The following is a 16,970-nucleotide window of genomic DNA, read 5'->3' on the forward strand; positions in this document are numbered from 1 at the left end:
CGAGTGCCGAGTCGATGCCCCGGTCCTGGCCCGAACGGTGCGACTCACCTCGGCGGTACGGAGCGGGCCGTGCAGTCCCGGCACAGGGCTTCGTCGGTGATCGGCCGGAAGAGGGTGGGCTGGATGTGGTCGCCCGCGCACTCGCGTGCGCCCGCCAGACGGGCGGACAGGCGGGGTTCGAAGGGCTGCTCGGGGGAGGCTCCTCCGGGTGGTGGGGCTGCTTCCGGCGCGGAACCCGTCCTCGTCGGTACGGGCGGTACGGGCGCTACGTCGCGCAGGAGGTAGCGCAGCAGGCCGCCGGGGCGGTGGACGGTGCTGCCGTCGTCGGGGAGGCCGCGCAGGATGTGCAGGCGAACGGCGGTGGCCGGGTGCCCGGCGGCGAGCCAGCGGGCGGTGAGGTCCGTCAGTTCGGCGTGCATGGCGCGGGGGATGTGGTGGAGGGCGGGGGAGAGGTGGGGGTAGGCGGAGACGAGGTCGCGGGCCTCTTCGAGGAGGGGCGGGACGGTCGTGTCCGGCTGTGATTCTGCTTCCGCCGTCGCCGTCGCCGTCGCCGTCGCCGTCGCCGTCGCCGTCTCGGTCTCCGTCTCCGTTGCCGGGCCGGGGGGTTCGGGGGGTCGGTGGGAGGTGTTCTCCCATGAGTCTTTCTTTGGATGACCGTCGGTGGGCGGGGTGGTCGGCTCACCGACGGCCGGAATCCGGGGACCCGGTGCGAGCTGCGGCGATACCCGCTCGGTGGTCGTTTCTCCGGCGGCGCCCACGGGCGTCCGTGCGAGGAGCTTGACGGCCTCGGCCGCGCTCAACGGGGTGCTGGAGACAAGCTGTTGGGTGGCCCAGCGGCCGCCGGGCCCCTGGACGCGCCGCTCGTGCACGAAGCCCTCGTCCTTGAGCTGACGCTTGGCCCGGGTGAAGGCGCACCCGCCGATACGGGCGCGTTCGGCGGTGTGCGACAGGGACTCGCGCGCTCCCTGGGGGAGGGACAGTTGCCAGGTCAGGAGACGCACGGCGTCGGAGGTCAGACGCGGGTGCCGGATGATCTCGTGCGAGAGCTGGGTGAAGGCGCGCGGGGGCGCGATATGGTGCCGGTAAATCACGGGTGGAGGCTCGATTCCACTGGTGGTCCAGGCCCTCGCGAACGGCGGTAACCGTTGCGGGGGCCGATTTGTTGCGACGGTACCGCACGGAACGTGTGCGTGTGGATGCGTTGAGTGAAGAAAGCTCTTGTGGGAGGTTCACCCGTTCGTCGCAACTTGTGCTGGTTTCGGTGTGGGGGAAGCCTGCGCGTCCTAGCGTGCGATCACGGATGACCGAGCGCTGGATGTGCCGAGGGGGCGATGGGATGGAGTCGGGTGCGGATGCGGGTGTGAGCGGCGAGGGCGCCGACTCGAACGGGGAGTTCCTGCGCTGCTTCGGGCGCCAGATGAAGCTGCTGCGTGAGGTGGCGGGCCTGACGCAGGCGCAGTTGGGGTGCCAGGTCGGGTACGGCGAGGCGCAGATCGCGGCGGTGGAGCAGGGGCGGCGCATTCCGAAGCCCGAGCTGATCGACGCGGTGGACCGGGCGGTGGGTGCGCGGGGCGTCCTGATGGCGATGAAGGAGGAGGTGGCGAAGGCTCGGTATCCGTCGTTCTTCCGGCGGTACGCGGAACTGGAGTCGCAAGCTGCTGAGTTGCACGCCTACGACAACCACGTGGTCAAAGGGCTTCTTCAAACGGAGGAGTACGCGCGAGCCGTCTTCACCATGTGGCGCCCGCTGCTGAGCGAAGAGATCATCGAGCAGCGCGTGGCCGCACGGCTGGAGAGGCAGAAACTGTTCTCCCGGCGTCCTGCCCCGCTCTTGAGCTTCGTCATCGAGGAACAGGTCCTGCTCCGCCCTGTTGGCAGTCACCAAGTACTGCGTGAACAACTGGAGCAACTGCTGCTCTTCGGGCACGAACGCAATGTCGAGATGCAGGTCATGCCGACAGAGCGCCTGGAGCATGCGGGACTTGGTGGGGCATTCACGTTGATCCATCTCCCGGACCAGCGCAGGATTGGGTACATGGAGGTGCAGGAGGCGAGCATCCTGTACACCGTGCCCAAGAAGGTCAGTCCGCTGGAAGCGACGTACGGCGTACTCCGAGCGCAGGCGCTGACTCCCAGGGAATCCCTGGCCTTCATCCAGAAGCTGTTGGGAGAGCTATGAAGGCAAGCAGCCCCGAGCCTGCCGTTGGTGAGCTGAGCTGGTTCAAGAGCAGCTACAGCTCAGGCAGCGGCGGCGACTGTGTCGAGGTCGCGGACGCCGGTACGGCCGTGCTGGTCCGCGACTCCAAGCGGCCCGGCGATGCGTTTCTGACCGTCGGTGCCGACCAATGGGCGGCGTTCGTACGGATGACAGCGCGCGATTGATCTGAAGAGGGAGGGGCGGGTCGGAAGCCGAGACTTGGCTTCCGACCCGCCCCTCCCTCATGGGTGCAGGTCAGTCACTCACTCTTCTTCTGCCGTCCGCGCGTCTTCTTCTCGGGGCGCCAGGCGACGAGGTCGTTCTCGGACAGCTCCGCGTCCGCGCGGCCCGAGTCGAGAGCGGACTGGAACTCCTCGGCGGGGTTGCCCTCCCACTCCTCGTCGTACTCGCCGTGCCACTGGTGCACCCAGGGCAGTACTTCCCGCAGCCCGGCGAGCAGCGGTACGAGTCGGGGGTCCTTCTTCTCCCAGCCGCCGTCCTCGACGCGGCTGCGGACGAGTCCCACGAGGGCATCGGCCTGGTCGCGGTGGTTCCAGCCGGCCCAGCCGAGGAGCAGGGAGGTGTCCGACTCCAGGGAGGCGCCGGGGTAGGAGATGAAACGCTCCTTGGGCACGTCGGGCTTGCCGCGGTGGGACCAGTAGGAGTGCTTGAGGAAGTCCGCGCCGGTGTACTTCGGCGGCACCTTGATGTCGAGCCGTTGCCCGGTCCGGTCCTCCTCGCGCTGCTGCTCCCAGACCTGCTCCCACTGCGCCCGCTTGCGCAGACCGGAGTCCTTGTAGCGGAGGGCGGCGAGATACGGCACGTGCTCGGCCTCGATGACGGCGGCGAGGGCGGTGGCGAGGGAGGCGTCGCGCTTGCCGAGGTGGTCAGCGGCGTACAACTCGGCAACGGCCTGGACGTCGCCGTCGTGGCGCAGTCCGTCGGCGAGCTGGTTGACGGTGAGTGGCCGAGGCACGGTGAACCCGTCCCGCTCCTCGAACCACAACTCCTCCCGCTCGGCAGCATCGAGCAGCCAGTTACGGAGAGCGGTGGCTTCCCGCTTCTCCCAGGGCTCAGTGGACCAGCGGCGCTTGTACTCGGGGCGCTCGATGAGGCGGATGTCCTTGTTGGCCTCGATGAGGTCGATCCGGGCCTGGACGACCTTGCGGTAGGCATCCGGCCAGTGGGTAGGGATTTCGGTGACTGAGGTAGACCCATGCCGCTCGAACCACGCCGTCTCGGCCCCGCTTCGCGCGAGCACGATCTCGAACGCCCTCTGCCCGAGGGCCACTTCGGGAAGACCGGTGTCGATATCCGGCACGGTGGTCCGAGCGGCCTCGTCAGCGGTGAGCAGCCCGTACGCTCCGTAGACGGTCCAATCCGACTCCTCTTGGAGAGCAATCATCCGCGCGCGGGTCTGCTCCTGCACCTGGCGGCCGTCGTCCAAGGCTGCGCGGGTGGGAAGGGCGTTGCGGGTGAGGATGGAGGGGGCGTGCTGAGCCGATGCCTGGGCGAGGGTGTCGAGCTCGCGGCCGAGGGCGAGGGGAAGCTGTCCGGGGAGCGGAAACTCCTGGAGCTTGGTGCCCGTGAACTCGTAGCGTTCCTCCCATGCCTCATCCTTGATACCGCATCCGACGCCGCTGCCACCCTTTCCCTGACTCACTTGCTTGAGTCAGAAACACGTAGTGGAGGAGTTCAAAACCCCCACCAGATTTAGATACTGCTCTTCGCTGGTTCCTTCTGGCAGCTTGATCACGGGCGCGGACTGCTTGAAAGCCTTGCCGCCCCGGTCCAGTACGAAGTGATTATGTGTCGCCACAAAGCTGAAGGAGATCGACCGGAGGGCGACTTCCTCGTCCTTGGGGAGCTGATGTCATTCGCGCCAAGGGCGATTGTCGATGAAGTAATTGCCAGCACGGAAGGTGGCGCGATTTCCGAGTTCTGTTCGGGCGGGCCACAGGAAGCGTGAGAAATTAGGGAATTTTTCGATCGGCAGCAATTTTTTCGAGGAGTCGTAGGGGTGGAAGATTTCATTAGGGGCATCAAGGTGCCAGTCTCGTACGTCTTCCCCCGCCACCAGGGAAGCGTGAGCTTCGCACTCCAGTTGGTGGCGTTCGAAGGATCCACTCGGGGCGAGCATGGCGTCGTCAGCGTGTGTCATTCCGTAGAAACCGATACGGATCACTCGATCGCCAAGCCTGCCCGAATCTGGACGTAGTCGTAGCATGAGATCTGCAGCGCCGCCTCCGGAGAGAGACCATGGGTGATCCGTCAAGCGTGCACGCTCCACGTCCTCAACAGATCCCCACTCGGGCTCACTCCCGGGCGTTCCTACTTGTGTCGTGATCGCTTGCCATACGAGCCCGTTCTCAGGATTTTTTGGCTGACTCGGCTCTTCCCGCACACCCAGCACAGCCCGCACAAAATCACTCTGCCGAGCCATTTGGTTCCGCCCCGCCAAAATCACGGTCGGCGTCCCATGTTCCGGAATGAACGCCCCGGACGTATCGATCGCATGCGTCAGCTGAACACTTGGAAAGAATTCCTCAATCAGCTTCTTCCCGAACCCCCGCTTCATAAAGGAGTTAGCCGTAATCAGCCCGCTGAACCCCCCATCCCGATGGTCACCCCCCGCCCTGATCCCCAACTCAAAGATCCGCTGAGCGAACGGCACCGACAACGCATACTGCCGATAGCAGGCGTCGTACGAGGGCGTCACCTCGTACAGCGGGTTGTGGGTGCGGTCGAACAGCCCGGCCACCGTCCGGTGCGACTTGGCCAGCGCGTCGAAGGAGTCGAGCAGCCAGTCCCGGTCGTTCTTCGACGGGTTCGCCCGGAAGTACGCGTCGTGCCGGTCCTGCGCCTCCGCGAGCCGTTCGCCGGGCCCGGAGAGCCACGGGTCCGCGATCAGCCCGTTGTCCTCGCTGAACCGTACGAACACGCAGGCCGGCACCCACGCGGCGGCGATCTAGACGACCCGGTCGTCCCGCCACGTCTCGTACATGGCCGCTGTACGCTCCGCCGCGACGGCCTTGTCGTACTCGACCCGCAGGGCGTCCCGGAACTCCGGCTCGTCGTCCGTCCGCTTGCGGAGATCGTCCTCCAGCAGACGCGCCTGCGCCTGGAGATCCTTCAGCAGCCGCGTCCGGTCCAGCGCGGACCCCGCCCCCTGCGTCCCCTCAGCGGTCACCGTCACAGCCGCACCTCACATCCCGCTAGCCCCATCCTCCGCACATGACCGATTCGGATGAACTGACGATGCGACCGGTACCTCGATGGGGTGCCGGTCGTTGAGTGGGGCATGCCGATATCTCGTTCGCGTCGCTCACGGGTCCAGCGTCCCCGGATGACGGTGGAGTTCGCTCCCGTGGTGGAGAGGCGTCTGGGCGCTCTGCCCGCCTCTGCCGAGTTTCTGCGCCGGCTGGACGTGGCCGGGATCATCGACGAGTTGTGCCCGGTCCGCGAGGTCGCGCACCTGACTCACGGGCAGGTCATCGAGGTGCTGGTCGCCAACCGGTTGTCCTCGCCGACGGCGATGGTCCGGGTCGGGGACTGGGCCCGCACGTGGGCGGTGGAAGAAGTCTTCGGCGCCGACCCGGACCTGCTCAACGACGACCGGCTCGCCCGCGCGCTGGACGCGATCGCCCCGCACCTGGACGAGATCACGGGCTCTGTCGGCGCTCAGGCCATCGCCAAGTTCGGGATCGACGTTGCGCAGATCCACTGGGACATGACCAGCATGTCCATGTTCGGCGCCTACGACGACCAGGACGATGCCTTCCCACAGGTCAAATACGGCCACCCCAAGGACCGCCGGGTGGACCTGAAGCAGATCCAGGCCGGGCTGGCCGTTGCCCGCGACGGCGGCGTCCCGGTGTTCCACCGTGTCTACGACGGCGGGGCGGGCGAGGTCGCGCAGGTCGTCGGCGCGATGAAGGCCCTGCGCAAGATGGCCGGCCGCAAGGACTTCCTGCTCGTCGCGGACTCCAAGCTGGTGTCCTACCCGAACATCACCGCACTGCTGGACGCCAAGGTCGATTTCGTGGCCCCGCTCCCGGCCGCCCAGGTGAAGGCGGGCCTCTACGCCGCCCTGGACGTGGCCTCCGCCCAGCTGGTCGACTACGTCAACGACCGTGACCGCGAGCGGAACACACCCGCCGGCCAACGGGAGTCCTACCGGGTCCTGGAGGACGTCCACGTCATGCCCGGGTCACGCAAGAACGACCCCGTGCACCGGCTGCGCAGGATCCTGGTCCACTCCACCGGCAACGCCAAGGGACAGCAGGCCGCCCGCGCCAAGCGCCTGGCCAGGGCGGCGGAAGACCTGGACAAGCTCCGGCGTTCGGCCGGCGGACGCTACTACAACACCGCGGCGAAGGTCGAGGCCCGCATCGGCGTGATCGCCAAGACCCGCCGCGTCGCGAACTGCCTGCACACCACCGTCACCACCGCCCCCGACGGGCGCCCCGCCCTGCAATGGCACTTCGACCAGGACGTCCTGGACACCGAGGCCGCCGCCGACGGCTGGTATGCGCTGGTCACCCGGCTCACCCCGCAGCAGGCCGACGCGGCCGAGGTCCTGCGCCGCTACAAGGGCCAAGGAGTGGTCGAGCGCCGCTACCACGACGTCAAAGGCCCCCTGGCCGTCGCACCGATCTTCCTGGAACACAACCGCCGCATCGCGGCCCTGATCACCGTGATCTGCCTGGCCCTGCTGGTGTTCTGCCTGATCGAACGCCAAGCACGCCAAGCCCTCGGCCCCGAGCAGACCATGAGCGGCCTCTACCCCGACAACCGCAGGGTCCGCCCCACCGGACGCATGATCCTCTACCACCTCGACAGCCTCATGCTCCGACCCGGCACCGCCACCGGCCCACCCGCCATCCTCATCAACCGAGGAGTCCAAGCACACCTGCTCGAACTCCTCGGCATCGACGAAACCCGCCCCCGTTGGCTGGAGACCTAAACCCCCATGTGCGAAGTCACCGGCTAGCCGGCCCCGCGATCGTCGCGGATGCACCGATTTCCCGGCGAACCCCCCAAGGCCCGCCGTCCCATCCTGTCAGCCCGACCGCACTGGCCGTGGCCATCGGGTGGCCGGTACCGCACACTCCGCGACGTCATCCCGTGCCGTCCACATACGGGCGGGCCAGGCGGCGCAGCGGGGACGTCTTGTCCCACACGTGCCATCGCGCACCGCACACGGGGTCCGTCGCGTAGGTCACCTCGGCCGGTAAGCCATCGGCTCCGACCCTCTCGGCCGGTGGACCGGTGAGACGCCTGCCGCAGCGGGGACAGTGATCCGGGGTGCGCATGGGATACATGCCCATTGCTCTTCTCCTGCCCGCGTCAGCTCTTGCCCGGACCTCGGCTGCCTTCCGGCGGGGTGTCCGGGCGGTCGTTCCCGGAGTTGCCACCCGGACGAGACGGTGACGGCCGGGCCTGCGCGGATGCCGCCCATCCGCTCACCGCCGCGGCGTCGGTGTCGCAGGCCAGGACGTGCCAGGCGTCGGGGGTCCAGGCGAAGACCGCGTCCTGGTCGAAACCACGTCCCAGGTCACGCGCCGCGGCATCGCTCAGGCCGACGACAGCGATGCTCTCCTCCCGATGTGTGCCACACGCATCGCCTCCCTCCGCGGGCCACCAGGTGAGACCACGACGGCGGATCTCGTCGAGCAGAAGGCCCTGCGCACGGTTGTTGGTGTCGGCCGGCGCGGTACGGCCACGGGGGTTCCAGGCGGTGATCACATGGACGGTGGCGCCGTCGGCCGGTTCCGGGAAGAAACCCTCGGCCGTGCCCCGAGGGCGTGGTTCGACTCGAACGGCTCGGTCCTCGAACCGGATGACGAGGACTGCCGCCCGGTAGAGATCCCAGTTGAGGGGCGCACCGGCTGCGTCGGGAGCGTGCACAAGGGCCTCCTGTGGAACGAAGACCCCCTTACACCTCGTGCAGGGAGATCGGTACTCGCCCCACGGAATCACGGGGCATCGGTCATCAGCCGCAAGATTTCATGATCTCCGGCCCCGAAGCAAGGGGGTTGTGGAGATATTGTGGAATATCGGTGCGAGTGTCAACTTGCCGTCCGGTCCTGTGGTCCAGCGTCAAAGCCTGGCTGGACGGCATCACGCCCGGTGTGAGCTGCCCCGGGTGGGGTGACGACCGACCCGCGCGAAGTGCGCGGGCAAGCGCAAATCACCGGGGTGCGGCAGCGCGCTACCGGGGTCCATCGACTCCGGGAGGCTGCCCGACATGCCCGTCCCCTCCGAGACGGAGCCAGGCCGCGCGGGCTTGCCGGTCGTCGACCTCGCTGCCGCTCGGGAACTGTTCCGCACAGCCGAGACGAGCGGCCTCGGCCGGCCGGGGGGGGGGGGGGGGGGACCGAAGAGACCTTCGAGCAGTGGCTCGCCATCCCCTGCGACATCGCCTTCTACCGCAGCGCGGACCGGCCTCTGCAGGCGCGTGCGGTCGATATGGACGAAGAGGTGCCCGAGTGGCTGAACAACAGCCGTGTCGGACGAGCGGGACTGGAGGCGGTCTGCCTCAATTCGTTCCGGTCCGCCCCCTCTCCGAGCGAGGAGCCGACCTCCGCGTCCACAAAGGCCGAGACGGTCGAGGAGACGGACGCCTGCACGTGTGAGGGCATGCCTGGCCTCGGCTGGACCTGCGAGATCGGCGAGGAGCGCTACGCGAAGGTGGACAACCGTCGGGTCGAGGCGGACGTCGATGACGACGACGAGGTCTGCGTCCTGGACATCGTGAACGCCTACGCCGGAGGGATGGGCGCGGACCCGTCCTATGACCTGAGCGGCGAACTCCCGCCGGACTTCCACCCATGGTCGCTCCGGGACCTCACCCTCCTCACCGAGGTCGCCCGGAGGAAGCTGGACACGGAGAGGTGGGACACGAACGGGTCGTGGCGCCTCCGGTGGCTCATGTGCGACAACGACGTCACCAACCCCTTGGACGAAGTCGAGGACATCGATCCCTCCGGTGACGACCTGGACGGGGAATCAGGCGAGATCCGCTACCACATCTCGGTCGAGAACGACGGCGACGCCCACACCGTCCAGGTCGTGGGGACGCGTGGGGGAGAACAGCACGTGCTGTACCACGAGCCCGTGCCGGAACCCGGCGGAGGGGCGCGGGACACCGGAACCCTGGAGGGGCTGCGCAGCCTGCTGGAGCGTGTGGCCGAGCAGGTGTACCGCGACGCCGGTTACAAGGTCGAAGGCGAGTGGATGGTCGACTGGCTGCGTTGCCACGTCCTTCTTCTGGCTGACTGACACGGCAGCCGCAAAGCCCTTCACCAGGCGGAAACCGTCATTTATGCTGGTCAGACGGTTGATCCCGCACCACCCGTCCTGGTGGTGCGACGAAGGCGAGCGGAACGAGGTCGCAGGGCACCAAGCCCGGTTCCGTCCGGTAGCGGATGAGCCCCGCCATCCGGTCCGCGGTGTCCTGTGTGGTGGTGGCCTGGGCCGGGTTGTCGGCTCAGGCCACCACAACGGGGCGGTCAGGAATGCGGCTTGTCGGTCGAAGAGGATTCCTTGCCCGGCGCGACGGGCTGGTTCGTGAAGACCACCAGATGCCAGGTGCCCTTCTCCCGCGTGACGGTGAAGGTGTCCTGCAGGGGCTTGCCCGCCTTGTCCTCGGCCAGGAGGCGGGCTGAGCCGACGTCCGGGCCCATGTCGTGCTGGATCTGCACGTCCTTGACCTTCCACCCTTGTCCGCCCCGGTCGGCGAGAATCTGCTCGGCCTCTTGCCGAGACCATTTCTCGTCCTTGACGCCCCCGACCGAGATCAGCCCGGCGGCGCTGCGGGAGTTGAGAGCCTGCACATAGGCTTCGACGGTCTCGCGGGCCCCCTCGGAGGACGTCGATACCGGGGATGAGGGTGCCGAAACCGCAGGGGGGTCTTCATCGCCCTGGGACGAGCAGCCGGATGCGACAACCAGAGCGGCCGCCACGGCCGTGGTCGCGGCTGCGGCGATGATGCGTCTGTGCCCCCTGGTACGCATGAGCCCCCCTGAGCATGAGCTGACTGGTCGGCTTCAGCCTGCATGTCAGGAGAGCGAACTCGAACCCGCCGTTCCCGTACGGCGGGTTCCGGATCCAGGAATGGCCGATTCCTGTTCGACGGTCCATACGGGGGACAGCGGCCCTGGGAGGGTGGCGGACGGCAGGCCGCCGTACGCGTGGATCAGTGCCATGGGGGATGCGGTCGGCAACCATGGGAGCGGTCGGCTCGGTAAGCCGCCGGTGAAGACCGACGACAAGCGGAACGGAGCCACGAAGCGGCTTTCCCGGCAGCAGGAGGAGCTCCGGCGCCTGCGCGCACTGCTGGTCCACACGGAACACAGCGGCACGGGCCAAGCTCACGACGGACCTGTACCGGCTCCGCGACACCGGCACCCTCACCGGCCGGCCGGACGGACGAACCGGAACCCGCGGGCTGAACCGCCGTCACCCTCCCCCGGGCCGCCTCCGTGACCGGCACGCCGTCGGCCCGGGCCGAGGAATCCCGTGCACAGACCGTCGGCCGGTCCCTCACGTTCCCGGCCGGGCGAGCCGAGCCGGAGACGGAGAACAGGGTGTTCAGCGGGACATCGGTCACCTCGAACCGCTCCGCCAGTGCCCGCGCGGTTCCCGGCAGCTCGGCACCCTTCAAGGTCAGGGCCACGAAACCGCCCCGGCGGCGGGCCTCGCCCAGCCGCGCGGACAGCACCTCACGCGGATCCCTGCCCTCGGCGATGCGGCCCTGCGCGGCGGCGTAGAGCGAACCGGTACTCGTCAGGACCGAGGAGGACAGCCCCAGCCGGCTGCCCGGACCCTGCTGTCGGGGCGGACCGTTCCTGGGCAGTGAGCAGGGGTGAGTCCTGACTCTCCGGCACGCCCCGAACGGTCTTGGGCGCACTGGTCCTCCGCTTTCGCGTCCTGGGCGGCGACGCATATCACGTATGCGGTCCGTCCCAGGTGGGCGGAATCCCTACGACCTGGTCATGTGGGTGTGGCCAGAGGCGACGGGGAGGCCCCGAACCATCTCTCTGGTGGAACGGGGGCCCCGACTGCTGACGCCACACCCGGCGTTCCAGATCGCACCGAGTGCGTTACGCGCACCCAGCCAGGCACACCCACGGAACGTCACGCCGTTCACTCAAGCGTGCCCATGTGCACCAAAACGAGGTACTGGACCAGCAGTTGTGTACCCCCGACCGGCGCCTGCGAGATACGCAGGGCGCGGGCCAGGCCCGGGCCATCGTGAAACCCCGGCAAAGGCCATCTCAGGACTGGTGGTTTCCGGAAATCACCGCGATCTTCCAGACGGAAGTATCGCCGACCACCTGGATCTTGAGGTGCTGGGCCTTCTTGTCCGCATAGATTACGCCCACGGTGGGGACCCCGCCACAAGCGACCGGATGGGCGTTGCTGCTGTTTCGGTTCAGGATCGACACCTTGCCCTTGCCCTCACACACTGCGTAGACGGTGTAGGCACCTTCCTCCGAGGTGAATTCGGGCAGTTCCTGGTCCTTGTTGCCAGTGGTCTCGGCTACCAGGATCTGCGCGTTCCCGGGCAGGTCCAGGCCGGGTGACTGTGTGGCAGGTGTCCGTGTGGGCTGGTCCGAGGAAGCTGTCGGACCGGCAGGGCCCGGACGCTTCGCCTCGGGTTCGTCGGAGCAGCCTCCGACGAGGAACAACGTGGCCACGACGGCAACGGTCAGGGTAGAGCGACGCAACGGGGTCTCCCGAGAGTGAGGGCGGGGCGCCCGGCCCTGTGTCAGGGCCGGGCGCGGGGGGCTAGCTGACACGCCAGCCTTCGCGGTAGGGGGCCCAAACGGTCATGTTCTGCTTGTTGGCCTTCTGGCAGGCGCTGCCACGGTAGTACTTGTATCCGTAGACCTTCTCCTTCAAGATCCCGTAATCGCCGTACACTATGCTTTTCGCGGGAATCGATCCGTAGATCTCGACGCCGATTTCTGAGGTCCAGCTCTTCTTGGCGTTGGCGTTGATTTCCGCCTTGATCGAGCCGAGAACCGCGACCTTCACCTCACTGCTGAGGGTTACCGACCCTCCGACCTCGGTCGTCCCGGACTTCTTGGAGGTGAACTTGAAACTAAGACTCCGGGACGACGTGTTCTCGGCGAAGGTGTTGTACTTGACGGACATGGTGTTCTTCTTGTTCTCGGTGATTTTGAAGAACCAACCGGGCTTGCACTCGATTCCGTGCGGCAGGTTATCCGGTTCCTTGTCGGGCAGGTCCACGTCCGGCACAACCGTGTCCTCGGGTTCACCCGGGATGGGCAGGTCCTCATCAAGCTCCTGGCCCTCGACCTCGACACCGACGAGAACCTCGTCGGTCGGCAGGTCCTCGCTTGCCGCAGAGGCAATGGCGTGCGGCGCGCCGGTGCCGATGGTGAGCACCACGAGAGCGGTGGCTGCGCTGATGCGGGCAAGTCTGAACTTCACTAGCATGTCCTTTCGCTGGCCGGTGCGGGCACATCATCCGGCGCACCTCATGGCCTGGAAACCGTGTGCGTCGGGGAGTGCCCGCGCCTCCAGGACTCCTGGAGGCGAGATGGACACTAACCAGCTCCGGTCTCGGTGGGCAGACATTTTTAACGGGTGGCCGGAATCGCCTGAGGGTGTAATTCGGGCAACGGGCACCTAATTCCTCATCGGGGCTCTTCCAGTCGCTCAAATCGGGCAAATCTGCAAAATGGAATGGCCGATCTTCATGGTGGGAAACCTCAAATTCCCCTCAGGGGAATGTAGGTTGTTGATTCGGAAACTTGCCGCAGTGAATCCCGCCTTTTGAAGGCGGCGGCCGCATGCCGTCGGCACGCCTGCCCGGCCGGTCTGTCCCGCTGCCCTGTTTGTCCGGTCGGCACAGTCGCCGTTGTCGAGTCTGGCGGCGCAATCCCGGTCACCGTCCTGCTGTTGGACATCACCGGCTGGAGTGCAAACGAGATCGACACCGGCGTCGCCCTCTCCACCGAGCTTGTTCACTGAGACCGTGCCCTACATGGTCAGTGTGAGGAGCCGTCTGTGGCGGCAGAGGGCTGCGGCCAGTCCGAGAAAGGCGAAGATGCAGCCGGCGGTCTCGGCGTCCAGCAGCACCATGTCCGTTTCGGCGAACTCGGCGCCTCGTAGGCCGGCGGGGAAGGGGGCTTGGTGGTGCTCGTTCCAAAAACGGGCCGCGTTCCGCGCATACTCGGATGATCTGCTCACTGCGTCATGGTGCTGTAGTTAACGGTGTGTTGAGTGTGCGTTTACGTCTTCAGCCTGCGGAAGCAGATGAGGGTGCAGACGATGCTGGTGAAGGCGAGAAAGTGCTCGGCTTTGCGCCCGTAGCGACGGTGGAGGCGGCGGCAGCCGGCGAGCCGGGCCACCGGACACATGCCAGTGCCGCCCTCCGAGCACTTGAACGCAGGTTGCCTACATCCCCCGCTCGTGCTCACGAACGTAGGTGTAGCCGCGGGGCAGCTCGTGAGGCCCGGCCAGGCCGGCTCTCCTGTGGTCCTCCCGGTAGGCGGCTTCCGCCTCGGGGCTCGCTGATCTGCCGAGGTGGCCGATGCGCATCAGGTGCCCCGAGACGCGATGGGCGCTCGTGCCGTATGCGGCGCCGGTCGCCCCTTCCCGAAGATCCTCGCGTTCCGCCACCCGTAGCATCGGGGCGTAGCAGAGCAGCGGAACCGGTGTCTCTCCGGTTCGTGCGGGACAGTGCAGCACGGATGCGCCGTTGACGCTGCCCTGCTCCCACGTGAGGACCCCGCGCGAGAGCAACCGTTCGATCGCCCCATGGATCTTCTTCGTCGGAGGCCGTTCCGTCTGCGCACGCTCGATGGTGTTGCGGAGCAACGCCTCCTGCGGGAGCAGGGCCCGGCCCTTCTCGTCGAGGTACCCGAGCTCACGCAGTGCGTTCAGCACGAGTTCCTCCACCCGGTCCACGCGGGCATCGAACGCCGCGAGTTCACGGGTCATGATCCTCGGGTCGTACGCGTAGCGGACCACGGTGCCGCCGAAGACCACGGGCTTGTCCAGCGGGGTGAAGGCCAGACGGAGCTTCCCCCACGTCTCCCACCGCACCGACACACGCGTTCCGGGGAGGACGAAAGGCTGCCACGTCACTCCTGTCAGCAGTGGCTCAGCGCCCTCCACCCGGAGCCTGGCCCCCTCCTGCTCGTCCAGGACCCTGATGCGGTGACGCCCCTGCAGAAATATGAGGTCCAGCGGCTCATGAGGGGAGGCCCGGTCGGCCATCTCGGCCGGCACGGGGCACATGCCGTGCAGGAGATGCTCGGCACGCACGTGGAACTTCCACTCGACGGTGCGCCCGGTGTTGATCACCGAGTAGGGCAGCCCACTGGCACGTTCCTCTACGACGACCCACGCGAGACCCTCGGCCTGAAGGGGCGACACCTGATTATCCGCGACCGCAGACGGAGACGTGGAGGCCGCCGACGACCCACCGGTGCTTTTCCGCGCCTGCTGATCGCTCTCCGCAGCCGAGGCACGCATGCGTCCGTAACAGCCGTTGCACAGGAGAGAGACACCGCGGACGGCGACAAGGCGTGCGGTCTTTTCCGAGGTGCACTGCGAGCAGATGAAGATCGCGACCGACTCCAGCCGGACGAGCTGCATGCCGTCACGAGGCGGGTGGGTCTTGATGATCCTCTTGCCGAGAAGCTCTTCACCGACGTTCATGTCCGCCCATTCCCTGGAGGCCCTGCCGTCCCGATTCTCCCTCAGCCGCGGCAGGGTCTGAAGACGAGTACGGCTCAGGTCTGCGGATACGCCGGCACGATGTGCTCGACCAAGCGCCACATTCCGGTCGACGGGTTCCTCTTGTGCTCCTCACTCGGCTTCGCCAGCGCCCGCGCCCGTTCCACTGCCTGCGGCCAGGCCTCCCGGTAAAGGTCGAAGGCGAACCTGTCCGCGGCCTTGCTGTACCCGCGGTGGTGAGGGACGAGGTGCCGCTCGGCCTGCCGGAAGCCGTTGACCGGAGCGCGGTGGTCGCGGAAGTGGAGCAGCAGCCACAGCTCGAAGCACGGGTTCGACAGGGCGACGTCGATGCCCTCACTGTGGGCCAGCCGCAGCGCCTCGTCGAGATGCGCGAAGTCATCCACATCCAGGACGCACCAGGTGTGGGAATAGTGGTCGCCCGCGCGCCTGCGCTCACCCGCCGCGTGCCGGACCACGGATACCGGATCCTGCGGACAGACCTTGACCCGGACATCCACGGCACGATTGTCGACCACTCTCAAAAGGCCTCTGAGATAAGCCGGTTCGGTGTTCCTCGCCCCGCACACCACCAGGATCGTCGGTAACGAATCCCGGTACGCCGGCCTGCGGCGCAGCGTGGACTCACGCCTCGGAGTCTTCCGCCCGTCCCGTTTCGGATCCCTCGCCACTCGTTTCCCCCCGCCCGGCGATCGCCAGCGTGAACGTGTCGTCGATCATGGGCACCGCGCCGTAGCTTCCATCGAGATAGCGCCGCTCCCGGTTCTCGTCCTGGCGCGGCCGGAAGTCGGACAGCGGATACAGCGAGCTCTCCCCGAACTCGTTCTTCGTCACGAACCAGATCTGGTCCCGCTTCAGGATGTCCTCGCCGGCCCTGCGGCCCAGCAGGCTCACGTCATGACTGGTGAACAGCAACTGAGCGCCCCTCGGGTTGCGCTCCGGGTCCTGGAAGAGACCGACCAGGAACGCGCTGAGCCGCGGGTGCAGGCTGCTGCCCAGCTCGTCCACCACCAGGGTGCCACCGCGACGGGCCACCCCCTCCAGCGTGAACGCGTACTCCACCAGCGCCTGCGTACCGGCGGACTCCGCGTCCAGCGGCACCTCGAACGGACCGTTCCTACCGGTGTGCCTCAACAGCAGTTCGTGGCGTGTCCGTCGGTGGGGCCTCGGCATGTCGAAGAGCGTGTCCTTTTCGGCACCCCGGGGGACGGACCGCGACGAGTACAGCTCCTCCTCGACCGTCTCCACGCGGAAATCCTCGATACCGAGGTCCGCGACGCGCAACAGGTCCCGTAGATGGGCGGGCTCTCCCTGTCGGTCCAGTCGACGTGCGAGGTTCCTGAGCATCAGCGCGCGGTGCATCGGCCCATTCGTCAAGGAGCCGCCAAACACCAGGTCGCTCCGGAACCACCGGTACACCGGGTAGACGACGTCCGTGACCCTCTTCGATCGGGCGGCCACCGAAAGGAACAGCGCATTGGGAGCCGTCACGTCGGCGACCGTGTGCAGTTCCTTGTGCCGGTCCTGCGAACTGCCGACACGGAGGTCGTCCCCGGTCCGCTCGAACACCACCCGCCTGCGTCCCTCCGGGTAGGTGTATAACCACTCGCCGACGACACACTCGTCGTCCACCTCGAAGCCGTACACGTACCTGATCCCGCGCACCAGGAGGTCGGCGACGTACCAGGACGAGTCCGTCTCCCGGACGTCCGAAAGGAACGGCTGTCTGCTCACGCCCTCGCCGTCCTCCGCCAGGAGATGCGAGCGGTTCACCATCTCCGCCATGTAGCGCAGCGCGTCGACGATGTTCGATTTGCCGGCCGCGTTCGAACCGAAGATGCCCGCGACCGGTACCGCCTCCCATGCGGTGCCCGGCGGCCGGTCCCCCTCGTACACCGGTTGAAGCTGCCACTCCAGCTCCTCGCGGATCGAGCGGTGATTGGCCACCCTGAAGTTCAGAAGCATGAACACCCCCTCCCGCAGCTAGTTTCACCGGGTTTTGTGCAAGTGAATCGCCGGTGGAGGGGGTTGGCAA

16 protein-coding genes and 1 pseudogene are annotated in these 16,970 nt (G+C 67.2%); 4 read left to right on the forward strand and 13 right to left on the reverse strand.

Annotated features, from left to right (window positions below):
- Window positions 1-44 precede the first annotated feature (44 nt).
- Window positions 45-1,091: a hypothetical protein gene (locus tag ACFPZI_RS06015; RefSeq protein WP_381359119.1), complete on the reverse strand. Its 1,047-nt coding sequence runs from the start codon at window positions 1,089-1,091 to the stop codon at window positions 45-47.
- Between the two features lie 209 nt (window positions 1,092-1,300).
- Here ACFPZI_RS06015 and ACFPZI_RS06020 point away from each other — a divergent pair, with 209 nt between their 5' ends.
- Complete coding sequence (locus ACFPZI_RS06020) at window positions 1,301-2,179, forward strand: helix-turn-helix domain-containing protein (protein WP_381359122.1); 879 nt, start codon at window positions 1,301-1,303, stop codon at window positions 2,177-2,179.
- Entirely contained in the window at window positions 2,176-2,382 is a 207-nt protein-coding gene (locus ACFPZI_RS06025; RefSeq protein ID WP_381359124.1) for a DUF397 domain-containing protein, read from the forward strand. The genes ACFPZI_RS06020 and ACFPZI_RS06025 overlap by 4 nt, the downstream gene beginning before the upstream one ends.
- A gap of 74 nt (window positions 2,383-2,456) precedes the next feature.
- Here ACFPZI_RS06025 and pglX read toward each other — a convergent pair whose 3' ends face one another.
- From pglX to ACFPZI_RS06040, 3 genes are all read right to left on the reverse strand, one after another.
- Window positions 2,457-3,860: a BREX-2 system adenine-specific DNA-methyltransferase PglX gene (pglX, locus tag ACFPZI_RS06030; protein ID WP_381359127.1), complete on the reverse strand. Its 1,404-nt coding sequence runs from the start codon at window positions 3,858-3,860 to the stop codon at window positions 2,457-2,459.
- 210 nt (window positions 3,861-4,070) lie between these two features.
- Window positions 4,071-5,138 (reverse strand): hypothetical protein, encoded by a 1,068-nt coding sequence (locus tag ACFPZI_RS06035; protein WP_381359130.1) that lies wholly within the window; start codon window positions 5,136-5,138, stop codon window positions 4,071-4,073.
- 27 nt (window positions 5,139-5,165) lie between these two features.
- A complete protein-coding gene (locus tag ACFPZI_RS06040; protein WP_381359132.1) occupies window positions 5,166-5,393 on the reverse strand; it encodes a hypothetical protein in 228 nt (75 codons plus the stop codon).
- 150 nt (window positions 5,394-5,543) lie between these two features.
- Between ACFPZI_RS06040 and ACFPZI_RS06045 the strand changes: the two genes are divergently transcribed.
- A complete protein-coding gene (locus ACFPZI_RS06045) occupies window positions 5,544-7,163 on the forward strand; it encodes an IS1634 family transposase (RefSeq protein WP_381359135.1) in 1,620 nt (539 codons plus the stop codon).
- A 383-nt stretch (window positions 7,164-7,546) separates the two neighbouring features.
- Here the strand turns inward: ACFPZI_RS06045 and ACFPZI_RS06050 are convergent, their stop codons facing one another.
- Window positions 7,547-8,107, reverse strand: coding sequence for a DUF3293 domain-containing protein (locus ACFPZI_RS06050; RefSeq protein ID WP_381359138.1), 561 nt, complete (start codon window positions 8,105-8,107; stop codon window positions 7,547-7,549).
- Between the two features lie 573 nt (window positions 8,108-8,680).
- Here ACFPZI_RS06050 and ACFPZI_RS06055 point away from each other — a divergent pair.
- Window positions 8,681-9,481, forward strand: coding sequence for a hypothetical protein (locus ACFPZI_RS06055; RefSeq protein ID WP_381359141.1), 801 nt, complete (start codon window positions 8,681-8,683; stop codon window positions 9,479-9,481).
- Between the two features lie 230 nt (window positions 9,482-9,711).
- On the opposite strand, the gene ACFPZI_RS06060 is transcribed toward ACFPZI_RS06055, so the two are convergent.
- The 8 genes and pseudogenes from ACFPZI_RS06060 to ACFPZI_RS06095 all read right to left on the reverse strand — a co-directional run bounded on the left by ACFPZI_RS06060 (window position 9,712) and on the right by ACFPZI_RS06095 (window position 16,900).
- Window positions 9,712-10,215, reverse strand: coding sequence for a hypothetical protein (locus tag ACFPZI_RS06060; protein ID WP_381359143.1), 504 nt, complete (start codon window positions 10,213-10,215; stop codon window positions 9,712-9,714).
- 1,263 nt (window positions 10,216-11,478) lie between these two features.
- Window positions 11,479-11,901, reverse strand: a complete 423-nt coding sequence (locus ACFPZI_RS06065; RefSeq protein ID WP_381359146.1) for a hypothetical protein — start codon at window positions 11,899-11,901, stop codon at window positions 11,479-11,481.
- A 91-nt stretch (window positions 11,902-11,992) separates the two neighbouring features.
- A complete protein-coding gene (locus ACFPZI_RS06070; RefSeq protein ID WP_381359149.1) occupies window positions 11,993-12,661 on the reverse strand; it encodes a hypothetical protein in 669 nt (222 codons plus the stop codon).
- A gap of 552 nt (window positions 12,662-13,213) precedes the next feature.
- Window positions 13,214-13,423, reverse strand: coding sequence for a hypothetical protein (locus ACFPZI_RS06075; RefSeq protein ID WP_381359152.1), 210 nt, complete (start codon window positions 13,421-13,423; stop codon window positions 13,214-13,216).
- A gap of 41 nt (window positions 13,424-13,464) precedes the next feature.
- A pseudogene (locus ACFPZI_RS06080) lies at window positions 13,465-13,584 on the reverse strand (IS5/IS1182 family transposase); the annotation flags it as partial.
- 46 nt (window positions 13,585-13,630) lie between these two features.
- Window positions 13,631-14,899 carry a hypothetical protein gene (locus tag ACFPZI_RS06085; protein ID WP_381359155.1) on the reverse strand — a complete coding sequence of 423 codons (1,269 nt, stop codon included), beginning with the start codon at window positions 14,897-14,899 and terminating at the stop codon, window positions 13,631-13,633.
- 74 nt (window positions 14,900-14,973) lie between these two features.
- Entirely contained in the window at window positions 14,974-15,606 is a 633-nt protein-coding gene (locus ACFPZI_RS06090) for an RloB family protein (protein WP_381359157.1), read from the reverse strand.
- Window positions 15,560-16,900 (reverse strand): AAA family ATPase, encoded by a 1,341-nt coding sequence (locus ACFPZI_RS06095; RefSeq protein WP_381359160.1) that lies wholly within the window; start codon window positions 16,898-16,900, stop codon window positions 15,560-15,562. Before ACFPZI_RS06095 ends, ACFPZI_RS06090 begins: the two co-directional genes overlap by 47 nt.
- Window positions 16,901-16,970 lie beyond the last annotated feature (70 nt).

The sequence above is a fragment of the Streptomyces chlorus genome, from assembly GCF_042655885.1.
GTDB lineage: Bacteria > Actinomycetota > Actinomycetes > Streptomycetales > Streptomycetaceae > Streptomyces > Streptomyces chlorus.